Annotated in this window: 18 protein-coding genes; 10 read left to right on the top strand and 8 right to left on the bottom strand. The window is 64.9% G+C overall.

Features of this window, described 5'->3' with window-relative positions; translation table 11 throughout:
- The first annotated feature begins 83 nt into the window (after positions 1–83).
- On the top strand, positions 84–1,109 hold the full coding sequence (locus ACQS5P_RS16030; RefSeq protein ID WP_428937625.1) for a uroporphyrinogen decarboxylase family protein: 1,026 nt from the start codon (positions 84–86) through the stop codon (positions 1,107–1,109).
- Here ACQS5P_RS16030 and ACQS5P_RS16025 read toward each other — a convergent pair.
- The 8 genes from ACQS5P_RS16025 to ACQS5P_RS15990 are packed head-to-tail and all read right to left on the bottom strand — an operon-like array spanning position 1,087 to position 10,095.
- On the bottom strand, positions 1,087–3,447 hold the full coding sequence (locus ACQS5P_RS16025) for a DUF5703 domain-containing protein (protein ID WP_428937624.1): 2,361 nt from the start codon (positions 3,445–3,447) through the stop codon (positions 1,087–1,089). The genes ACQS5P_RS16030 and ACQS5P_RS16025 overlap by 23 nt on opposite strands.
- Positions 3,447–4,595, bottom strand: coding sequence for a mandelate racemase/muconate lactonizing enzyme family protein (locus ACQS5P_RS16020; RefSeq protein WP_428937623.1), 1,149 nt, complete (start codon positions 4,593–4,595; stop codon positions 3,447–3,449). Before ACQS5P_RS16020 ends, ACQS5P_RS16025 begins: the two co-directional genes overlap by 1 nt.
- 20 nt (positions 4,596–4,615) lie before the next feature.
- Complete coding sequence (locus ACQS5P_RS16015; RefSeq protein WP_428937622.1) at positions 4,616–5,482, bottom strand: NAD-dependent epimerase/dehydratase family protein; 867 nt, start codon at positions 5,480–5,482, stop codon at positions 4,616–4,618.
- A gap of 9 nt (positions 5,483–5,491) precedes the next feature.
- Positions 5,492–6,325 carry an SMP-30/gluconolactonase/LRE family protein gene (locus ACQS5P_RS16010; protein ID WP_428937621.1) on the bottom strand — a complete coding sequence of 278 codons (834 nt, stop codon included), beginning with the start codon at positions 6,323–6,325 and terminating at the stop codon, positions 5,492–5,494.
- On the bottom strand, positions 6,322–6,747 hold the full coding sequence (locus tag ACQS5P_RS16005) for a RidA family protein (RefSeq protein ID WP_428937620.1): 426 nt from the start codon (positions 6,745–6,747) through the stop codon (positions 6,322–6,324). Before ACQS5P_RS16005 ends, ACQS5P_RS16010 begins: the two co-directional genes overlap by 4 nt.
- Positions 6,748–6,754: 7 nt before the next feature.
- Positions 6,755–7,837: a dipeptidase gene (locus ACQS5P_RS16000; RefSeq protein ID WP_428937619.1), complete on the bottom strand. Its 1,083-nt coding sequence runs from the start codon at positions 7,835–7,837 to the stop codon at positions 6,755–6,757.
- Between the two features lie 33 nt (positions 7,838–7,870).
- The gene (locus ACQS5P_RS15995; protein WP_428937618.1) at positions 7,871–8,581 is read right to left on the bottom strand and encodes a carbohydrate-binding family 9-like protein; all 711 of its coding nucleotides are present in this window, start codon (positions 8,579–8,581) and stop codon (positions 7,871–7,873) included.
- Positions 8,581–10,095 (bottom strand): MFS transporter, encoded by a 1,515-nt coding sequence (locus ACQS5P_RS15990; protein ID WP_428937617.1) that lies wholly within the window; start codon positions 10,093–10,095, stop codon positions 8,581–8,583. The genes ACQS5P_RS15995 and ACQS5P_RS15990 overlap by 1 nt, the downstream gene beginning before the upstream one ends.
- A gap of 145 nt (positions 10,096–10,240) precedes the next feature.
- Between ACQS5P_RS15990 and ACQS5P_RS15985 the strand changes: the two genes are divergently transcribed.
- The 9 genes from ACQS5P_RS15985 to ACQS5P_RS15945 all read left to right on the top strand — a co-directional run bounded on the left by ACQS5P_RS15985 (position 10,241) and on the right by ACQS5P_RS15945 (position 21,926).
- Complete coding sequence (locus ACQS5P_RS15985; RefSeq protein ID WP_428937616.1) at positions 10,241–11,215, top strand: alpha/beta hydrolase family protein; 975 nt, start codon at positions 10,241–10,243, stop codon at positions 11,213–11,215.
- A gap of 257 nt (positions 11,216–11,472) precedes the next feature.
- Complete coding sequence (locus tag ACQS5P_RS15980; RefSeq protein ID WP_428937615.1) at positions 11,473–12,711, top strand: glycosyl hydrolase family 28-related protein; 1,239 nt, start codon at positions 11,473–11,475, stop codon at positions 12,709–12,711.
- A gap of 226 nt (positions 12,712–12,937) precedes the next feature.
- The gene (gene tsf, locus ACQS5P_RS15975) at positions 12,938–13,753 is read left to right on the top strand and encodes a translation elongation factor Ts (protein ID WP_428937614.1); all 816 of its coding nucleotides are present in this window, start codon (positions 12,938–12,940) and stop codon (positions 13,751–13,753) included.
- Positions 13,754–14,121: 368 nt separating this feature from the next.
- Entirely contained in the window at positions 14,122–16,038 is a 1,917-nt protein-coding gene (locus ACQS5P_RS15970; protein WP_428937613.1) for a sensor histidine kinase, read from the top strand.
- Positions 16,039–16,121: 83 nt separating this feature from the next.
- On the top strand, positions 16,122–16,457 hold the full coding sequence (locus ACQS5P_RS15965; RefSeq protein WP_428937612.1) for an STAS domain-containing protein: 336 nt from the start codon (positions 16,122–16,124) through the stop codon (positions 16,455–16,457).
- An 18-nt stretch (positions 16,458–16,475) separates the two neighbouring features.
- On the top strand, positions 16,476–18,239 hold the full coding sequence (locus ACQS5P_RS15960) for a GspE/PulE family protein (protein ID WP_428937611.1): 1,764 nt from the start codon (positions 16,476–16,478) through the stop codon (positions 18,237–18,239).
- Complete coding sequence (locus ACQS5P_RS15955; RefSeq protein WP_428937610.1) at positions 18,236–19,477, top strand: type II secretion system F family protein; 1,242 nt, start codon at positions 18,236–18,238, stop codon at positions 19,475–19,477. Before ACQS5P_RS15960 ends, ACQS5P_RS15955 begins: the two co-directional genes overlap by 4 nt.
- Positions 19,474–21,246 carry a pilus assembly protein PilM gene (gene pilM, locus ACQS5P_RS15950; RefSeq protein WP_428937609.1) on the top strand — a complete coding sequence of 591 codons (1,773 nt, stop codon included), beginning with the start codon at positions 19,474–19,476 and terminating at the stop codon, positions 21,244–21,246. Before ACQS5P_RS15955 ends, pilM begins: the two co-directional genes overlap by 4 nt.
- Entirely contained in the window at positions 21,243–21,926 is a 684-nt protein-coding gene (locus tag ACQS5P_RS15945; protein WP_428937608.1) for a hypothetical protein, read from the top strand. The genes pilM and ACQS5P_RS15945 overlap by 4 nt, the downstream gene beginning before the upstream one ends.
- The last annotated feature ends 13 nt before the right edge of the window (positions 21,927–21,939 follow it).

Genomic DNA, 21,939 nt, shown 5'->3' with positions numbered 1-21,939 from the left:
GCGTTTGGCTCCGTTCCTGCGCCGCGCGTGCCTCCAACCGCCCGTTGCCGTACAATCCCCCTCAACACCACAAGACGAACCTCATGAGCTATCAGATTGGTCTGGACACGATTTATCTCCGCCCCACGCCGCGGATCGCCCATACCGACTACTGCACCAACGATGCCCTGAAGCGACATCTGAAGCAGCTTCTGCCGCATCTGGAGTGCTTCGATGACCGCTGGGAGATGGATTTCATCTGGGCGACCAACGACGGGCCGGTCCCCTGGGATAAGCGCGGGCGGGTCACGGACATGGGACACGCGGATTTCCTGGAAGGTGGGCGCGATCGCCGCGAACCCAAGCCCTGCCCGTTTCACAGCGTCGAGGAGGTCTGGGCCTTCGACGCCGAGAAGGAATACGGCGTGCCCGACCAGGAGGAGCTGGTTCGCTACTACGAGGAAGCCTATGCTCGCGCGCGCAAGAAACGTCCCAACCAGGTTTTCCCCGGCGGGTACTACAACACGCTGATCTCCGGCGCCATCCAGGCGTTCGGCTGGGAAATGCTCCTGGAAGCCGCCACCGACCAGCAGCAGTTCGAAAAGGTCCTGGACAGCTTCTTTCGCCTGAGCATGCACTATTACAAGGCCCAGGCCAAAACGAGCATCGAAGTCTTCCTGTGTCACGACGACATGGTGTGGACGAGCGGCCCGTTCATGAACCCGCAGTTTTACCGCCGGGCGATCTTTCCCAGATATGCCGAGCTGTGGTCGGTGCTCAAGCGCGCGGGCAAGAAGGTGCTGTATTGTTCCGACGGCGACTGGTCGATGTTTCTGGACGACATCGCCCGCGCCGGCGCCGACGGCTTCATCTTTGAACCGGTCGTTCCGCTGGAAAAAGTCGTCGAAAAATACGGCCAAACCCACGTGATCATGGGCAGCAAGCTCGATTGCCGCACGCTCACCTTCGGCACCCGCGAGCAGATCCAGGCCGAGATCGACGCCACGCTGCCGCTGGCGCGCAAGTGCCCCGGCTTCTTCTTCGCGGTGGGCAACCACATCCCCAGCAACGTGCCGGTGGAAAACGCGATGTTCTACATCGAGTATCTCAAACAGAACTGGTCTCGGTGACGGGCCGACAGAGAACGACGTCCGCGGCGCGCTCCGCTGGTGAGACGCGAAGATCGACAATCTTTCCATCGCGCACGCGACCTTCGACGATCGTCTGGTACGGCGCGTGGAGCTTGAAATCGGCATCCCACTGGGGCGGCCAGGCGGGCAGAAGCAGAATCTGCCGGCCTTCGCATTGCATCAGCATGAGCTGGAGCGCCAGTTGCAGCACCCCGCCGTGGTCCATGTCCGGAACCCAGTCGTGAAAGGCATTCCAGAACGCGGGGAAGCGGCTGTCGCTGTGTGAAGCGGGCGAGGCACGCCGCGATATCCACTGCTTGGCCTGATCGGTCAATCCCAGCAGCGCCATCTGGATATCGTCCTGCGACCAGCAATCGTGCGATTGATGTAGTCGGGCGGCAAAGGTGTCGCGCGCCAGTTGCAAATCGGGCTTGCCCAGGCCAAACAGACGATACGGAAACACGCAGTACAGCTCCGGATTTTCCGAGTTCTTTTTGCGATCGAATCGCTCGCCCGGCAGAACGACGCGGCGGCCATCCTTCTGACCAGTCGGTATCGGCGGAAGCTCATCCAGCATGCGCCGCCAGCGAGCAACCATTCGCTCCAATCCCCTCTCCCGGAACTCCGAGAGATCGCCCTCTTGTCCCCTCTCCCTGTACTCAGGGAGAGGGTTAGGGTGAGGGTTCTGTTGCGAGGTCGAGAGTGTAATGGTTCTCGAAGAAGAACCCCCACCCCTGCCCTCCCCCGGAGTACCGGGGGAGGGGGAAGAGGGAGTGAGCATCTTCACGAGCTTCGCGAGCACGTAGCGCAGGCCGGCGATCTCCGGCAGCGGGTTCACGGCTTCGTGCCACGTCTCCAGCGACTGGGCAGGCTCGAATCGGATCTTGCCGGCAGCATCGCGCGGGTAGTGCTCGTCGTAGAACTGCGTGACGGCGTCGGCGATGGGCAGCAGCACCTCCTGCGCGAACCGCTCGTCGCCGCTGTGCTGGTAGTAGCTCAGCAGGATCAGCGTCAGCTCGATTCCACCGGACCAGTAATAGCGCACGTAAGGGCACTGCGCCTCCGGGGTGGCGCGCTGCTCGAATGGAATCCATTCGTAGTGCGCGCTGACCTCGGCGCCCCAGAACATGAGCGTCTCCGGGTAATGCGCGCCGCCGTGGCCATAGTAGGTGCTGGTGCGATGCCGCTGGAGCGGAAGCTGATCGCGATACATCCGCAGCCACGGGAGCATGAGGTCCAGGTCCCCCGCCGCCAGCATCGGCCAGTAAACCAGCCGCTGATTCATGAACCAGAACCCCGGCCCGCCCCAGCGTCGAAAGTCCGGATCTTCCGGCCTGCCGACCGTGAACAGCGAGCCGTTGAACTTGATCGGCGAAGCCCCCCGCCCGGCGCTGGCATTCATGAAACGCTGGAGGATGTAGCTTTGCGTGATGCAAAAGGCGTTGTCCGGGTCGCTTTGCGACGTGACGTAGATCCAGCTCCGGTTCCAGAAGTCCGACCACCATCGCTGGTGCTCCTGCCAGGTATCCTCGTGCGACTGATCCATCATCGACTCGATCCGCTGCTGCCACTGCTCGATGGTCGCCGGATGCAGCGTCAGGACGTGGATCGACAACCGATGTCGGCAGCGTGCCGGCGCGGCGAGCGTCAGCGCATCGACCGCCGAAAACTCCGCTCCCTGCATCCCCGCGCCAAAAGTGCGACCAACCAGCGGGTGCGGCATCTGCTCGATGAAGCCGCCCAGACCCTGGAGCTTCATGTTGATCTCAAAGCCATCGGGCTGGCGCCGCTGATTATGATGGCACCAGATCACCCGGTTGCCGCGCGACAGCACATGGTCCGGCCAGATGGTCGTCGGATAAGGATCAGGCCCCTGGAGGTTCTTGAAGATGTCGCCGGTCTGGGTCATAATCTGCCGCGGCTCGGTCCGCCACATCTCCAGCGCCGCCTGCATTTCGAAAGGCGATGTGCCGTCGGCATCGATGTGAATGATGGGATGATTCGCATCGACCCAGACGCGCAGCGCAACATCCGCGGCAGCGATCTCGATCTGGCCGTTTCGTAGGCGCAACGTCTGCCGGAACGAGCCTCCCTGGACAAATGGATTCGGGCGCAGCGTGATTCGGATTCGTCCGAGCTTCAGGTTGATCGAGTTCTCGTCCCAGGCATCGGATTTGGCGATCAGCAGCAGCAGCTCGCCGTCACGCTGTGCGCTGCGTTCGACCCAGACGTTCACGGCGACGTCGCCATTGCCCAGCGGCATCGTGCCGGAAATGTCGGCGCTGGGCGAATCCCACGTGACGTCGTAGCGATCCAGTAATTCCATCGACTCGGTCATCACCCGCTGACGTTAAACGAGAACCGCCGTTTCGTATAGCGGTCCAGGGCATCGCGATCGAGCTCGACGCCCAGCCCCGGCCCGGCGGGCACGGGCATGGAGCCGTCCTGCGCAATCATGGGGTTGGTGATGAGGTTGTGCTCGCGAATCGTTCGGCCAAAGATGTCGCACGGGCGCCACATCGACTTCGTCGCCGCCGCCGTGTGCAGGTAGCATGCCTCCAGGATTCCCAGATCGACCCCGGATCCGTGCCACGTGGGGATTCCCGCCAGCCAGCAGACCTCCCCGCCGCGCTTGATGTCCCACGGCGTGCCGCCGAGGTTGACGAAATCGCACGCATGAGTGCGGATCGCCTCGATCAGGATCGAATCGTACGGCAGGTGAAGCGCGATCGGCGCCAGCGCGAGCTGGCGCAGCATGCGATAGGCTTCCAGATCCCCCTTGGGAAAGGGATCCTCGACGCAGCCGAGGTTGCCGACGGCGGCGAGCTGCCGCACCAGCGGCGCCGCTTCGGCAAAACGGTAGAAGCGATGGTTCGGATCGAACGTGAGCTTGAACTGCTCGCCACAGGCGTCGCGAATCGCCTGGGCGCGGGCGACGTTGTCGTCTTCCAGAGCGCACTTCATCTTCGCGCCATGGAAACCCAGCGCCTGGGCTTCGCGACAGATTCGCGCCGAGTCCTGCGGCGTCATCCGTCCCATCCACGTGTCCACCGCCACGCGCTCGCGATACGCCCCGCCCATCAGCGCGCACAGCGGCAGGCCGGTGTGTTTGCCGAGCAGGTCGAGCAGCGCCACGTGCACCGCAAGATGATCGTAGTTGTTGAAGTTGCGTTCCAGCAGCCGGTGAGGACGCCTGGGGTTGGCAACGGCGAACATGTCATGCGACGAGAGGTCCAGCAGCGGCGGTTCCTGGAAACAGAGCGCGCGCAGGTCGCGTCCGGCGAGCTGCGCGCACGCCGACCGCAGCGTCGTCTCGCCCGAGCTGCGAGGCCCCTCGCCCAGTCCGACAAGCCCGTCGTCGGTGTGGAACTCGACGACGAGCTTGGGGATCATGTCCCAGATCGGCGGGCCGTACTCTTCGCTGTTGACGCGCCCCGGGCGAGCGGGCACCACCACTTCATACGCATCGACACGAATCAGTTTCATGGCCGTGGGTATCCCTGTGATCACGATGGACGTTGCCAACCCAGATGCCGCAGGAACGCCTCAAACGTATCCCGTGGCTGCCAGCCAAGCTTCAGCTTCGCGTTGTCGTTTCGGGTAATCGGCCAGAAGTGCGCCGGATCGGGAGCCAGACCATGCTTCTGGAGTAATGCCGTCGATCCGGGCCAGTGGCGTTCCAGCACGGCCTTGGGATCGCGCAGGGCGTCGTTGGTGTCCTGCTGTCGCAGCGGGCTGTCATTGCTGATGCACAGGACCTCATCGCGAAGTCCGGGTCTGGTCGCCGCCAGCAGCGTCGCCTGGCCGGCGTCGTCGGAGCTGATGTACCGGCAGATCAGCGACAGCCCGAGCTTGTGCATCGGCGTGTCGTCGAACGCCACGTACCGCAGTTGCGCTACCTCCAGTCCGTGGTTCTGCGCGTAATGATGCCCCAGGATCTCCACCTGGAGCTTGGTGACCGGGTAAATCCAGTTCGGCCGCGGCGGAAGCGACTCGTCCAGCATGGATGTGCCGTAGGCGTCCCAACTCTGGCCGAGCAGCACTTCCATGGTGCTGGCCATGACCACGCGCCTGACGCCCGACTTGATCGCCGCGTCGAACAGGTGTTCGGCGCCGATGACGTTGGTGGCGATGTACTGCGGCTTGGTGTGGGTGTGGCGATGCCCGCCGTGCAGGGCAGCGGTATGAATGATCGCATCGCATCCTTCAACCGCGCGACGGACTGCCTGCTCATCGGTGACGCTGGCGCGAATCCCGCCTTCGCGCTCGACCTGCTCGACGACATCCATCAGCACGAGCTGATGCTGCGCTGCTGCTGCGCGACGCACGGCACGTCCCAGACAACCGCATGCTCCAGTGATCAGTATTCGCATGTTGACTCCTCAGATGCGCCGGATCGCCAGCAGCCCCGGGCGGCGCCAGCGGGTCTTCCAGACGGCGTTGTTGGTGTGCTCGGTGATCCACAGGTCGCAGCCGTCGGCGCCGCCGAAATGCAGGTTCGAAGGCTGCTCGAATGGCGTGGCGATGCGTTCCAGCGGCTTGCCGTGCGGATCGAATACCTCGATCGCTCCGCCGCCCCAGTTGGTTGCCAGCAGGTTGCCGTCGATGTCGAAGTCGATGCCGTCCGGCCCGCCGCGATGGCTGCCCGACAACGTCGCCCACACACGCTTGTTGGCCAGCCGCCCCGCAGCGACAACGTCGTACGCCCACAGCTTCCTGGTGAACGTCTCGGCCACCACCAGCATCTTCCCGCGCGGCCACAGCGCGATCCCGTTGCAGAACGCAAAGCCCTGATCCAGCCGCAGCACCTGGCCGTCGATCAGCCGGCAGTAAAGTTCGCCGACCGGATTGTCGGCGTTGGACCCGGCCGGGGCGGTGAAGTAGATGTTCCCCTGTTCATCGATGGTCAAGTCGTTGCAGCCGCGGATCGGCTTGTCCTCGAAGCGCTCGACGACACCTTCGACAGTTCCATCGGGGCTGACGCGCAGCAATCCGCGCCTCATGTCCGCCACCCACAGGTGATCCTCCGCATCGACCGCCAGCCCCGCGGGAATGCCGCCCGTATTCGCGTGCTCGCGTGTTCGGCCATCGTCGTAGATCTGAAGGATCCTGCCGGCAGGCGGCTCGACCACGAAGAGTCTTCCCGCCCTATCGAACACCGGTCCTTCCGCGCCCGGGATTCCCCGGGCGATCTGCGTGAACTGCGGCTGGCTCATGGTGTGTTCCCGGTCTTGTTCTGCCCGCAGCCGCGGATGGCGACGGCGTCGATCTCGACGCGAATCGTGCTCCACAGCACCGACTGCACCGTTGTGCGCGCCGGGTAGGGCTTGTTGAAAAATCGTCGATAGACCGCGTTGAAACGCTCGAACTCGCCGATGTCCTTCAGGTGGACGGTGGTCTTGACACAGTCGTCCATGGTGCAACCGGCGGCTTCGAGAATGCGCTTGACGTTGTTCAACGTCAGCTCGGTGTGCTCCTCGATCGTGGTGCCGACGATCTGCCCGGTCTGCGGATCCAGCGGTCCCTGCCCGGCCACGAAGACCAGCTCGCCTACCGCCACGCCCGGGCTGTAAGGCCCGGTGGACGTATCCTGCCCGCCGGGATATACGCCTAGCTTCTTCGGCTTCGTTTCGTTCATGTGTGCTTCAACCCTTCAGGTGTTCGCGGAAAAATCGCAGCCAGTTGCCGTGGAAGATCGCTTCGATGTCAGCCTGCCGGTAGCCGCGATTGGCCAGCACGTCCGCCAGCTTCTGCATGTCCGCGATCGACTCGATCCCGACCGGCGACTGCTCGGTGCCGAAGCCGCCGTCCAGGTCCGATCCGATGGCCGCGTGCCGCGCGTTACCGGCAAGCTGGCAGACGTGATCGATGTTGTCGGCGACGGCGTCGAGGGTGACGAGGTTGCGGTCGGTCTTGCCTCGCTCCCAGCCGGCGCGAAGCTGCCACTCGTCCAGCACTGCTCCGATCACCCCGCCACGCTCGATGATCAGCCGGATCTGCTCGTCGGAGTATTGCCGGTCGCCCGGCACCAGCGCGCGGCAATTGTTGTGGCTGGCCAGCACCGGGCCACGAAAGACCTCCAGTGCCTGGTAGAACGTCGGATCGGAGCTGTGGGTCAGGTCCAGGATCATCCCCAGCCGATCCATCTCGCGCAGCAACTGCACGCCCGCCAGGGTGAGTGGCCCGGCATCGCCCGTGCCCACGCCATAGGCGCTGGGCCCGAAATGCGCGATGCCGACGACCCGCAGTCCGTCATCAAACCACCGTTGCGCCTGCGCCGGCGTGACGATCGGATCGGCCCCTTCCATCGCGATGATGATCCCGATCGGTCCGTTGGGATTCTGTTGCGCATGCTGCCAGTGCTGATCGAGCTGCGCGCGGTTATGGATGATCCGCAGCTCATTCTCTTCTTCCAGAAGCCGGTAATACTCAAGTTGCCCTCTTGCGGTGGCGCAGGCGATCGTCTGCGTGCCGACGTCCAGATCGATCCGCAGATGCCCGCGCGGCGGTTGAACGTGCCGCTTGGCGCGCACAAGGATAGTCGCCAGACACAGCAGCACCCGCCCGCGGCGCATTTCCGGCAGGCAAACAGTCGCGTTGCCCCGCGCCGGGTCGTCGGTCATGCCCTTCTCCCGCTCGCGCAGCATGGCCAGCGGCTCGGTCAGATCGCGATTCCACGACAACGCGTTCCAGGCCAGGTCAAGATGAGCATCGATGATGGGGATCATGCGGCGTGTGGTTCCGTGTTTTGCAGCCTCGATTCATTCGAACAGGATCGTCCCAAACTGATGTGGCTTGTGAAAATCCAGCTCCGGCCCGACTTCGGCCCAGCTTGCCCAGTGCGGGTGTGAGGTCTCGTCGGCGCACTTGTAGAAGTTGGCTCGCCAGCGTTGCCCGGGCAGCGTGCCCAGCGGCCCGACCTGGCTTTCCAGCACCGCCAGCGGGATGCGCATGCGGATCTGCCAGGCCATCGGCTCGACGATCTCCGGCTCGACGAGGCGCGGCATGGTGGCGACGATCCGCACCTGCCTGCCGAGCGCCGCGGGCAGCGGGGTCGTTTTCGTGATCTTCGGCGCCGGCGAGTCTGGCGCGGTCTCCAGCTCGTTGTAGTGCAGCAGCAAGGACCCGCCGCAGTTCACCTCGAAGTTGAAATACCCCGCCTGCCACTTCGGCCAGACCATCATCTCGACGCAGCTATCGGTATAAACCCGGCCCTGGTACTCGCCGTGAACGCACCGCACAAAACGATCCTGCACCCGAAACGCCAGGTACAACGCCTGATCGTCATACAGCAGGCGAGCGGCGGCGACTGGACGATGATCGGAGCTGCGGGCGTGAAAGCGATCGATGGGGATCGGCGGCGCGCCGCTCCACGCGGGGTGATCCCAGTCGCAGTCCAGAAGTATCTGCGCCGCGCTGGCGACGGGCCGCACTCGATACAACACCGGCCGCGCTGGTTCCACGCCGTCCATCAACCTTCACTCCTGGCCTGCCCCGGCTCCATGCTGGCCCAAGCCAGTCCCGCAGCAGGCGCAATGCCGACCTGCGGCGGGACATAGTTTCCCGGCCCGCCGTAACGACGCCAGCCGCGATAGACAAACATCAGGCACAGCACCGCCAGCACCTGAAACAGCAGCATCCACACATACAGGTAGCGGTAGTCGTTGCGCATCCAGTCCATGAACTTTCCGGCCAGCGCCGTGCCGGCGATCATCAGCACGGCGTTGACCATCGCCTGCGCCGAACAGAACTGCCCGTAGCGTTCGCGCGGCAGGATGGACATGTACATCGGGAGGTTGGCGGCGCCGAAGATGGCCGTCGGCAGCAGCGACAAAAGCGAGACGATCAGGAACGAGTTGTACCCATGAACAGCGAAGAAGAAGACGAGGTTGAACGGAATCAGCGCCGTGATGCCGAAGAGCACCATCCGCAGCGGATGCAGGCGATCGACGATCGTGCCGATCGGGTAGAGAATGACCGCCGCCAGCAGCGATTGCCACCCCAGCACCTTGCCGAAGTCATCGACGCTCAGCCCGATGTTTTTGGCGAAGAAGACCATGAACACCGCCGACGCCTGCGAGACGCTCCAGAACGCCGTACCGAGGAAGAACCACAGGTAGTACGGATGCGAGTAACACTCGCTGAAGTAGGTGCGCACCCCCGACCAGATGCTAGAGAAGATGCCGGAGTTTGGATCACTGGGCGGCGGGGGCGGGTATTGGCCCTCGCGCACTCGCCAGCACATCAACATGAACGCCACCAGGTACAGCACCGACACGCCCAGGTAGACCTCTTTCATGTGGTGCTCGGCCCAGCCGAAGATCCAGCGGTTGAACACGAACGCCGCCATCGTTCCCACCACGCCGTACAGCGCCATGAAGCGTCCGAGGAACTGCGGCGGGACGACGTCGTTGAACAGGTAGTAGTAGACCGACGCCACGAACATGTTGAAAAAGACGAACCCGATCACCAGCAGCCCGATCCACGCCAGCGCGACGGCGGTTGGCGACAGGCCCAGCGCCGCGGGAATGCTCGAGCCGCGCAGCGCCTCGGCCGCTGATGTCGAGTAACCCAGCAGCACCAGAAACAGCGTGAGAAACGGCGTCGGCCAGAGCAGAAATGGAATGCGTCTTCCCAGTCGGCTGCGGTAGCGATCGGACTTGAAGCTGACGATCGGGGCGATGACGAAGTTCATCGCACTGGGGATGGTTCCGACGAGCAGTCCGATGGCGAAGTTCGACGCCCCCAGCGCCTGCAACTGAAGCGGCAGCAGGCGCGGCAGGATCATCTCCATCATGGTGAAGCAGAAGTTCCCCCAGAGCATCCAGAGGAACACGCTCACCAGCGCCCGCCGCGTGTACACCAGAGTCCCGACGCGATACAGCGGCTCTGCTGGCGCAACGGGCTGCGCGTCCGCCGCCCGTGTCAGCGGCGTCTGGCCCGTGCGGGAGATCTCCGAGCTTTGGGGAATGAGAACATCATCCATCCGAAGGCACCTCGCGCGCCCGAGACGGCCGTGACCCGGGCCGACCACGATCGCGGCGGCTTTCGCGGCGCGGCCTTGACAGCGGTTCGGCGGCAGAGTCTACTCTGATTTAACGTTTAATCAAGCGAAATCTCGTCCGCTTCACATGAACCCAGCCAACCACCCGGACTTCTGGACCGAGCAGCGCGCCCGGCTCCTGCTGGCGATGCAGCAGGTCATGGGACCTCTGCCCCAGCAGCAGCACCGCCCGCCGCCACACGTGAGCATCATCGAAGAACTCATCACCGATCGAATCATCCGCAGAAAAATCGCCCTGCATACCGAGCGGTACGACCCCGGCGGATGGTGCGTGCTTCGTGCCTGGATCCTGATCCCCAGGCAATCGCATCTCGGCCCCACCGCGCCGGCCATGCTCTGCCTGCACCAGACCACGCCGGCCGGCAAGGATCAGCCCGTCGGGCTTTCAACCCTGCCGCACGACACGCCGGACCTGGCCTACGCGCAGCACCTGGCCGAGCGCGGTTATGTCACCATTTCGCCGGATTACCCCGGCTTCGGCGAGGCGCACCGCTGCGTCTACGCCTGGGGCTACGCCAGCACCACCATGAAGGGCATCTGGAACCACATGCGCGTGCTCGACGTGCTCGAATCGTTGCCTCAGGTGGATCCGCTGCGGATCGGGGTGATCGGACATTCGCTTGGCGGGCACAACGCCCTTTTCCTGGCCGCCTTCGACCAGCGCGTCCGTGTGATCATCAGCAGTTGCGGGTTCACGAGCTTTGCCCGTTACCGCGGCGGGGAGATTTCCGCCTGGAGCCTGGATCAGTACATGCCACGCGTCGCCACGCATTACCACAACGACCCGGCAAAGATGCCGTTCGATTTTGGCGACATCCTGGCGGCGCTGGCACCGCGAACGGTGCTGATCAACGCGCCGCTGCGAGACGACAACTTCGATCCACAGGGCGTGGATGACTGCGTCGAGAAAGCCCGCGTCGCCTATCGCGCGTTGCATGCCGAGGATCGCCTTCTCGTCGAGCATCCCGACGCCGCCCACGAGTTTCCGCCCCCGACCCGGCAGCGATTCTTCGATCGCCTGGATGCATCCTGGCGACCTTGAGCGACCGCAGGCTGAATGCAAGTGCGGCCTGGCGTGTTGCGTAAATGGACGAATCTTTCCGCCTGATCCAATCGGCGGTAGAGTCTGTCGTGGGGCCGGCCCGCCGGCCCGCCAGCGGAGGCACGCCCCTCATGATCCACAAAAAACTAATGCTGCTGACGTGCCTGTTGCTGCTGCCGGTCCTGGCCGGCTGCGCCACGGCAACAACCTCCAAGTCCACACCAGACCCAGCCCCTTCGGCAAGTACAGGCCAAACCATGAGCACCAGGCTTGATCTGCCCGCGGCAGCGATTCTGAACGTTCTGGATTTCGGCGCCGTCGGCGACGGCAGGACCGACAACACCGCGGCCTTTCAAAAGGCGCTGGACGCCGCCGGCGCTGCGGGCGGCGCAACCGTGCTGATCCCGCGCGGCAACTTCCTGTTTGCCGGCCGGCTGAACATCCCGCCGGCCGTCACCCTCCAGGGAATCTGGACCAGCGTCCCCGCGCACGCCGGCGTTCGCGATCAGGGCCAGCCCAAGCCCACCGACGACGGCACGACGCTTCTGGTCACCGCCGACGCCGGCACCGAAGACGCCCCCGCCTTCATCACCGTCAACACGAACAGCACGCTGCGCGGCGTGGTGATCTACTATCCCAACCAGACCACGACCGACATCCCCACGCCCTACCCCTACGCCGTGGCGCTTCGCGGCAACAACCCTTCCATTCTCGACTGCGAGCTGCTCAACCCCTACAACGGCATCGACGCCACGCTCGCTCACCGGCATCTGATCCGCAACATCCAGGGCCAGCCCCTGCGTCGCGGCGTTTACGTCGATCAGATCTATGACATCGGCCGCATCGAAAACGTTCACTGGAACCCCTGGTACAGCATGTCCGAGAAGCTGTTCCAGTGGCAGATGGACAATGGCGAAGCATTCATCTTCGGACGGACCGACTGGCAATACGTCACCAACACCTTCTGCTACGGATATAAGGTCGGCTACCGGTTCATCGAAACGAAAAATGGCCTGTGCAATGGCAACTTCCTCGGGATCGGCGCCGACGACTGCCAGACCGCGCTGGTCGTGGACGACTGCGCCGGCTTCGGGCTGCTGATCACCAACGGCGAGTTCGTGAGCTTCCGCGGCCCGGATCCGACGATGATTCGTGTCAACAGCACCAACAAGGGCGTGGTACGATTCGTCAACAGCGCCTTCTGGGGGCCGTGCAATCAGATCGCCATCATCGACGGCAAGGGGCTGGTCGGCTTTTCCGACTGCACGTTCAACAACTGGGACGGCAAGAAGCAGAACCGCCACGCCATCCAGGCGCGCGGCGGCACGGTGCTGATCCGCGGATGCAGCTTCGCCGAGGATCACCCGCAGGTACAGCTTGGGCCGGGGGTGGGCAAGGCGGTCGTCACCGACAACATCGTGACTGGATCGATCCGCATCGACAACCAAAGCCCCAACGCGGTGATCGCGAACAACGTTGCCGACACGCGACCTTGATGCGCTTCCCGCCGCGGCACAGTCATGGCGGTGCTGCGCGCCCAGGGCGACTGCAATCCACCGCTGCTTGCGTTGTGAGGGCGGGTCGGATAGGGTTTTTCGCCCGCCGGGCGGATGGCTTGTGGGCCTGGTGGGCGGATTTTGGGCATTGCCCCGTCATTACGCGGGATTCGAGAATCCGCTGAATGCCCAGACGTGAACCGAATTGCGAGAAACGGAAACGACCATGGCACAGATTACCGCGGCGCTGGTGAATGAAATGCGGGCCAAGACCGGCCTGGGAATGATGGAATGTAAGAAGCTGTTGACCGAGGCGGGCGGGGACATCGACAAGGCCATCGAAATTGCCCGCAAGAAGGGCGTGAAGACCTCGATCACGCAGCGTGTGGCCGGCGAGGGCCGGATCGCGGTGGCGACCAGCCCGGACCAGCGGATCGCCGTGGCTGTCGAGGTCAACACCAACACCGACTTCACCGCCCGAAGCCAGGTCGTGACCGCGATTCTGGAGCGTGCGACGGCCAAGCTTCTGAGCAACCCTTCGCTGGACATCAGGAGCGACGCGGAGATCGCGGCACAGGTCACCAGCGCCGCGCAGCAGACCGGGGAGAACGTTCAGCTTGGCCGGGCGGTGGTGCTGACGGCCCCCGCGGGCGGACGCGCCGGGGCATACCTCTATGCGATTTCCAGCAAGATCGCGGTGCTGATGAGCTTCAAGGGACAGGCCGATGAGGAGACGATCCGCCAGCTCGGAGGTCACATCGCCTTTGCGCGGCCGCTGGGGCTGACCCGCGCCGAGATCCCCGCCGAGCTGGTCGCCAAGGAACGCGAGATCGCCATCGAGCAGGCCAAGGCCAGCGGCAAGCCCCAGCAGATTGCCGAGAAAATCGCCGAGGGCAAACTCAACAGCTTCTATGCCGAGCGCGTGCTGCTGGACCAGGAGTTCTTCAACCCGCAGGTTTTCAAAGGCTCGGTCGGTAATTGGTTGAAGGGCAAGGGCCTGACGCTGGAGAAGTACATCCGCCTGGAGGTTGGACAGTCCTGAGCCTGTGGGGGAATTGCGTGGAAGATTGTCTGTTCTGGCGGGCCTGTTGATCAGGCGGGGGTTTGTTTTCCGATTATCGGATGGGGACGATGGCTGTGATCCGCGCGTGGCCGCGCGGGTTACCGGACGCTGTGCGCGGGCGTTCGGTCGGCAAATCTGGAGCAATCCACCTGTCCGCGCCTAACGCGCCTGCCCCGGGGGGCCGATTTCAACGATGAGCATGCCCGAGCAAGCGGGCGTCGGTGCCCCGTTTTCGGGCGATGCGCCGGGAGTGTCGTGTGAGATCGGAACAGGATTTGAGCGCTACGAATGTGGTTGGGGTCGGTGTTGCCGCAGATACACCTGCGACGGCGCCAGGTCCTGCGTCAATGCAGCGGCGACGCTGGCTGCTGCGCGGCGAGACGCTGATCGGCTCGGTGGGGCTTGCTGCGGCAAGCATCCTGCTGCTGGCAATCACCGCCGCCGCCTGGTGGAGCCATCGCCAGCAACAGCACGCCTGGCGAACTGTCCGCGGCGAGCAGATCCGCGTGCTGGCCAGCGTGCTGTCGGCCAGCGCCGAGTCGCTTCTGGCAGGCGACGATCTTTCGCCGCTGCGGCGGCTGCTGGTTCAAGCCAGGCAACAGTACGGGCTGGATGAGTGCCGCGTGGTGCTGGCGGATGGTTCGGTGCTGGCAGACTCCGATCCGAGCCGGATCACGCTGGTGCATCCTCCATCGCACTGGCCGAGCGGTCCGATCGATGACGCGATGCATTCAACGCAGCAGCCGACAGCCAATGGCAAGGCCGGCAACCGGATGGTTGTCGATCAGCCGCTGCTGGTTCGCGGCAAGGGAGCGGCGGTGCTGCACATTTCGGCAGCGGCGACGACCGGCACGATAAGAACCTGGGAATTGCTGGCCGGGATCGGAGCGATCGGCGTGGTGTCGCTGGCAGCGATGCTGCTGCTGTACCGCCGGGCGCGGGCCCGGCTGGCCACGCTGTCGCTGATCCGCGAGTCGCTTCTGGCCGCCGCCGCGGGCACGGCGGAGCTGTCGCCTGAGGCTCTGTCGTTGCGAGCGGACCTGGGTCCGGAGGCGCAGGCATGGAACGAGCTTCTGGAGCAGACGGAAAGACTGCGACGCGCCGGGCTGGCGGATCGAGTGCGCGAGTCTCTGGGCGCCGCGACTCAAATCAACAGAAACAACCACGCACAGCAGGCGCCCGGCGATCCGGGCGCCGTGCCCCCCGCCAGTGCCGAGCTGGAAAGCGCCTGTGACGCGCTGGCGGTGGGCATGATCGTCGTGGACGCCAACGGATCGGCGCGTCACGTGAATGGCGCGGCGGCGGCGCTGCTGCAACTGCGGCGCGACCAGATGCTGGGCAAGCCCATCGGCGAGCTGATCGGAGACGCGGCGGTGCGCGACGCGGTCCAGGGCATCATCCGCGGCTCGGGTCAGAGGCGAACCTTCGAGCTTCGCCGCGAAGACGATCACGGCGGGGGAATCCTGCGGGTCCATGTGCGACCGCTGCGCCGTGACGATTGCGGCGGCGCCCTGGTTACCGTCGAAGACATCACCCAGCAACGCGTCGCCGACGCCGCCAGAAACAGCTTCGTCGCCCAGGCCACCCACGAGCTGCGAACACCCCTGACCAACATGCGGCTGTGCCTGGAAGCGGCGCTGGACGACAGGCAGACCGACCCGGCGGTCCTGCGCGAACATTTCAACATCCTCAGTCATGAGACCCGCCGCCTGGAACGCATGGTCGGGGAAATGCTGTCGATGGCGGAGATCGAGGCCGGTTCGCTTCAGCTCAAGTCCGACGACGTGCGTCTGGAAAAGGTCTTCGACGAGCTGGCATCGGACTATCGTCCGCAGGCGGCCGAGAAGCGGATCGAGCTGGTCTTCGATCTGCCGCCGAAGCTGCCGGTGATTGTCGGCGACCGCGACAAGCTGCTGGTCACGCTGCACAACCTGCTGGGCAACGCGCTGAAGTACACGCCGGCAGGAGGCAAGGTGACGGTTGCGGCGCGGGTCGAGGGCGCTTCGGGGCAGACGCTGGTGATCGACGTGATCGACACCGGAATCGGCATCAGCCCCGACGAGCAGCCGAAGATCTTCGCCAAGTTCTATCGCGCCAAGGATCCTCGGGTGGGCAAAATCACGGGCACCGGCCTGGGACTGGCGCTGGCACGGGAGATTGCGCGACTGCACGGAGGAGACATCACGGTTCAATCGGAACTGGACAAGGGCAGCACGTTCACGCTGACCCTGCCGGCGCGGGCCGCGCAGGCGAAGGCGGCGTGAGCAGCTACGGATGAAGGCGAAAGGGATGAAGGATCGACGCGCCCTTGATCCCTCAATCTTCTGCCGGCATCCCTGGATGGATCATGGAGATTCACGAGCTGACACAGGGAGCGGTGATGGTGCTCAAGCCGGTGGGGCCGCTGATCGAGGCCGACGCCGAGCAGTTCAAATCGCGCGCGCTGGATCTGGTGCGCCGAAACCTTGGACGCGTGCTGGTCGATGCGGCGGCGATTCCGTTCGTGGACAGCCGGGGCATCGAGGCGCTGGTGGATGTGACCGAGGAACTCGGCCAGAGTGGACGTGCGCTGAAGCTGTGCGCCCCCACCGCCACCGTCCGCCAGGTCCTGGAGCTGACCGGCTGGAGCGATGCGTTTGAGTACTTTGAGGACGTGAACGCGGGAATACGCAGCTTCCTGTAGTGACGATGCGGGGCGACCATGGCGACCGCCACGCCGAAAAAACCTCGCCTGGGCGATGCGCTGCTCGAACAGGGGGTGCTTTCGAGCGAGCAGCTTTCGCGCGCGCTGGCCCAGCAGAAAAGCAGCGGAGCGATGCTCGGTGAGATTCTCGTGGAGATGGGGATCATCCCCGCCACGCGGCTGATCGAGGAGCTGTCGGCGAACATCGGGATCAAGGGATGCGTGCTGCGACATGGTCTGATCGATCCGGCGACGTTCAAGCTGATCGGAGAGGAAGAGGCACAGCGGCTGGTCGCCATTCCGATGTTCAAGGTCCGCGACACGCTGACGGTCGCGATGGCCGAGCCGCAGAGCCTGCCGAAGATCGACCGTCTGCGGCAGCTCACCGGATGCAGGATCCGTCCGGTTTTGGCGCTGGCCAGCAACATCCGCGAGTACATCCAGAAGTACAAGGGCGGGAACGTGAACGTGGACGCGTTCCTGACCAGCCTGGCCGAAAGCGACGTCGAGGTTGTCGATCGCGAGACCATCGACGAAGGCCCGATCGCCGACCTTGACAAGCTGGTCGCCGGCTCGCCGATCGTGAATCTCGTGAACGTGATGCTGTTGACGGCGGTGCGCGACAAGGCCTCGGACATCCACATCGAGCCGGACCGCAAGGGAACGCGGATCCGCTACCGGATCGACGGTGTGCTGCGGGACATGATGAAGCCGCCGATGGGCATGCACGCGGCGATCGTGTCGCGAGTGAAGGTGATCGGGAAGATGGACATCGCCGAGAAGCGACTTCCGCAGGAGGGGCGAGTGCGGATCGTCGCCGAGGGACGCGAGATCGACCTTCGCGTCAGCTCGATGCCGACCCTGCTGGGCGAAAAGCTGGTGCTGCGAATCCTGGACAAGGAAAACCTGCGCGTGCGCATGGAAGACCTGGGTTTCCGCCCCGAGGCACTGGCCACCGTCAAACGCATGCTCGAGCGTCCGCACGGGCTTTTTCTGGTGACCGGACCAACCGGCAGCGGCAAGACCACTACGCTGTACAGCGCCCTGGACCTGCTTCGCAGCCCGGAGCTGAACATCCTCACCGTCGAAGATCCGGTCGAGTATCAGCTCGAGCTGGTGAATCAGATTCAGGTGCAGGCGAACATCGGCATGACCTTCGCGCGGGCGCTGCGGAGCATCCTGCGACAGGACCCGGACGTGATCATGGTCGGCGAGATCCGCGACGAGGAGACGGCCAGGGTCGCGGTGCAGGCGGCGCTGACCGGACATCTGGTGCTGGCGACACTGCATACCAACGACGCGCCCAGCACTGTCGCCCGACTGCTGGACATGGGCATCGAGCCGTACCTGCTGTCCGCCGCTCTTGTCGGAGTCGTCGCGCAGCGACTGGCGCGCACCATCTGTCCCAACTGCGCCACCAAGTACTTCCCGACACCGCAGGAACTGGCCGACGCGGGATTGAGCGACAAATCCGGGCGGCCATTCCGTAAAGGCAGCGGGTGCATGCAGTGCCATGATACGGGGTTCCGCGGGCGAATCGGAATCTATGAGGTCATGGAGGTCACGCCGGAGCTGCGCCGGCTGATCCATCAGGCGGCTCCGACCCACCAGATGTGGGAACTGCTGCGCAAGCGTGGCGTGCTGACGCTGCGGGACGAGGGGGTTCTGCTGGCACTGGAGGGAAAGACCAGTTTGGATGAGGTCCTGCGCGTCACGCACAGCGATGATGCGGAGCGAATGGAACCGGCTCAGAGCAGTTCATCGGAGGCGCAGGCGGCATGAACTTCAGCTACACGGCATATGACAAATCAGGCGCCGCCGCGCCAGGCTCGATCGAGGCCGCCACGATCGCCGACGCGCGGGAGAAGCTTCGCCGCCAGGGGCTGTATCCCACCGAGATTCGGGCCGGACAGGGCACTGAAGGCAGCCATCGAACGGTTCGTGCATCTGGATCGAGGATGCCCGGCACCGGCCAGCGGCTGCGGAATCTGGCGATGTTCTCGCGGCAGATGCAGGTTCTGCTGAGCAGCGGCACGCCGGTCGTGCAGGCACTGGGCGCGATTGAGCGGCAGTGTGAACAGCCCGCGTGGCGCGCGGTCGTGGCGCAGCTTCGCCAACGGGTCGAAGAAGGCTCGCCGCTGTCCGAAGCGATGCGGCATCAGCCCGCCTATTTCGACGATGTCTGCCGCAGCCTTGTCACCGCCGGTGAATCCAGCGGAACCCTGCCGGTGATGCTGGATCGCCTGGCCAGCCTCACACGCAAACAGTTGCATCTTCGCAATACCATCGTCGGAGCGCTGGTCTACCCCTGCGTGCTGATCGGGCTGGGACTGGTCGTGCTGGTGGTGATGCTCCTGTTCGTTCTGCCGCGATTCGCCGGCCTGTTCGAATCGCTGGATTCCCCCCTGCCGCCAACCACGCGCATGCTCATGTGGACCAGTCAGATGCTCTGGAAGTGGTGGTGGGCCTGCGGAATCGGGCTGATCGTCCTGACCGTGGTGATGCGTCTGTGGCTCAAGTCCGAGCCGGGCCGGCGCGCGCTGCACACGCTGCCGCTGCATCTTCCAAAGCTTGCCCGGCTTTCGCGGAGCATCATGAGCGCACGGATCGCGAGAATGCTGGGCACGCTGCTGGACAGCAAGGTCCCGCTGATGGATGCGCTTCAGCTCACGCGGCAGTCGGCGGCCAACCTCCACTACGCCGAGCTGCTGTCGCGCGCCGAGGCGGCGGTTGGCCGCGGCGAGCCGGTCAGCGCCGTGCTGGGCAGCTCGGATCTGATCAGCGCCTGCGTTCAGGAAGCCCTGCGAAACGGCGAAGCCACAGGACAGGTCGCACAGCCGCTGATCCAGATGGCCGACTTTCTCGATGAGGAAAACGACGTCGTGGTCCGCTCGCTCACGAGCGTGATCGAGCCGGCGATCCTGATCGCACTGGGCCTGATCGTCGGATTCATCGCCTTGAGCATGTTCCTGCCGCTGTTCGATCTGGTGTCGGCGGCGCACGGTGGAGGTGGCGGATGAATCTGATGCGCCGCATGCTGGGTATCCGATCACCCGGACCGATCGGCGTGGACCTGGGTTCGCATTCGGTCAAGGCCGTCCAGCTTGCGCCCGCCGGTGAAGGGCGCTGGCGGGTGCACGCGGCGGCGAGGCTGCCGCTTCCGGTGCCCAACCATCCGTTCGACGTGCACACCGTGCGAAACCTTCGCGACGTGTTCGAGCGGCATGGCTTTGTCGGCCACGATCTGGTGGTGGCGGCGCCGGCGCGGCATCTTCTATCGGATGTGCTGGAAGTTCCCCCACCCCAAAGCGGCGCACCCATCGGCCAGATCGCCCGTGCGGAGCTGGCGCGCAACGCCAAAATCGACGACGACGCATTCGAGCTGGCCTGGTGGGACCTGCCCGCCCCGTCGCGCGGCGGAGCCGGCGCGAACACCTCGGTCATGGCCGTGGCGCTGCGGCACGACCGCGCGGACGAATTGCTTGATCCGTTCGAGCAGGAAGATTTCCGCGTCGTCGCGATCGATCCGCAGGCCATGGCACTGGCGCGGGCGTGCCGGCTGCACTCCGAGCACACGCCCGGCTCGGTCAGCGCGATCCTGGACATCGGCTTTGGCTCGGTGCTTCTGGTGCTGGTGCGCGACGAATGTGTCATCTATCAGCGGCGATTGCCGGACGCGGCCACGGGGATGCTGGTGCGCTGGCTGGCCGACCAGTTCAGCCTGGCCGACGACGAGGCGCAGTACGTGCTGGAGCAGATCGGGATCAGCGTCCCGTCCGCGGCGGAGCTGGCCCCGCCGGCGCAGGCGTCGCGAGTGCGCGATCTGGTGCAGCGGCATCTGGAACAGATGATCGTCGAGCTGGAGCAGGCCTTCGGCTATGTGGCGCATCGTTACGCCGACACGTCGGTGGGCCGGCTGCTGGTCTGCGGCGGAGGCGCGACGATCGCCGGACTCGTGGCGTATCTTCAGAACCGGCTGGGTTTGCCGGTGCAGCCCCTGTCGCCCAAGGACCTGGTTGAATGCACCGACGCCGCACCGGGCAACAGCCCGGCGATGACGATGGCGACAGGCCTTGCGCTGTATGCGATGAGTGCCGCGGCCTCGGTGGACCTGACCCCGATGCAGCGGAAGGTGGCGGTCTGTCGCCGCCGACGCCGGCGACGCTGGATCACCGCCGCCGCCATCTACTCCACACTTGTGCTGGGCAGCGGCGGCGCGGTCCACTCCCTCTGGCGACATGGATTGAAGGATCCGTGCGATACGGGCGATCTGCCGCGCATTCAGACGAGGGTGGCTGATCTGGAACGCACGCTCAAGGACCTGAAACGTCAACTGCTCCAGGCCCAGACGCTGCGTCAGACCGCCCTGGCCCTGAGCGATCAACCGGACTGGAGCATCCTGCTGGCGTTGCTGGGCCGGACGGTTGGCCAGGATGTGACGCTGCGCGCGGTGCAGCTTCAAACCAAAGCGGCCGGGAGCGCCGGCGCTTCAGCGCTCAGTGGCGCTTCGGCGATTTCTGGCGCCACATCGGGCGGATGGGCGCATGCATCGAACGGCGACGTGACGATCGCGATCCGCGGGGTCGGGCGCACTCAGCCCGGCGTGGCGCAGTTCGTGCTTCGGCTTCAGCAGACCGGGCTGTTCGACGACGTGCGATTGCTGCGCACCGGTCGCGAGCCGCTGCTGGATACTACCGCGGTCGCCTTCGAGCTGACCTGCACGATCCGCAGCGACAACGGCAAGCCGCGCATCCCGACCGCCACCGCCGCACAAGGAGCCGCGCCATGATCCGCAGCGAATCGGAAAGACGTGCCTCAGCCAATTGGAAGCCCTGGAAGCTGGACGCGGCGGGCGTGGCGTTTCTGGCGACGGTGACGCTGGGGGCGTACCTGTTGCAGATTCAGCCGGCCATCCGGCATCACGAACACGCCAGGTTGCAGGCCATCGAGCTGGCATCGGCCAGGGCAAAAGCACGCGAGCTGGAGCGGACGGTTCAACTGACGCGCGATCAGCTTGCGGGGGCGCAGCGCGCCGCATCACAGGCGTCGCTGGCGCTTCAGCCGCCCTCGGCAATGAACCAGCGGCTGGCGCAGCTCACTGAACTGGCTGGCGCCAACCGCCTGGCCATTGATGCGCTGGAGTCTGGCGTGTTGGCGCACGCGGGGGGCATCCCCGCCACCGCGGGCGGACAGCGACACGCCCTGGTTCCCATCCGCGTCAGCGGCCGCGGCGATTACCGCAGTTTCCAGATCTTCCTGCACCGGCTGAGGCAAAACATGCCGGACCTGGCGGTGGTCAGCTTCGATCTCACAGCAACGGGACTGCGCGCGGAAGCGGGTCCCGACGGCAGCACAAGCGATGCCCCCGGTGCGGACCGCAACTTCAACACCAGCGCCAGTTATGTCCTGGACCTGCTGTGGTTCACCCAGCCGCCCGCTCAGTCCCGTTCCCTTGCCGATGGCAAATAACAGGCGGCTGATC

The sequence above is a fragment of the Fontivita pretiosa genome (assembly GCF_050410795.1).
In the GTDB taxonomy this organism is placed as follows: Bacteria; Planctomycetota; Phycisphaerae; order Tepidisphaerales; family Tepidisphaeraceae; genus Fontivita; species Fontivita pretiosa.
This window is presented reverse-complemented; position numbering and strand designations above follow the sequence as displayed.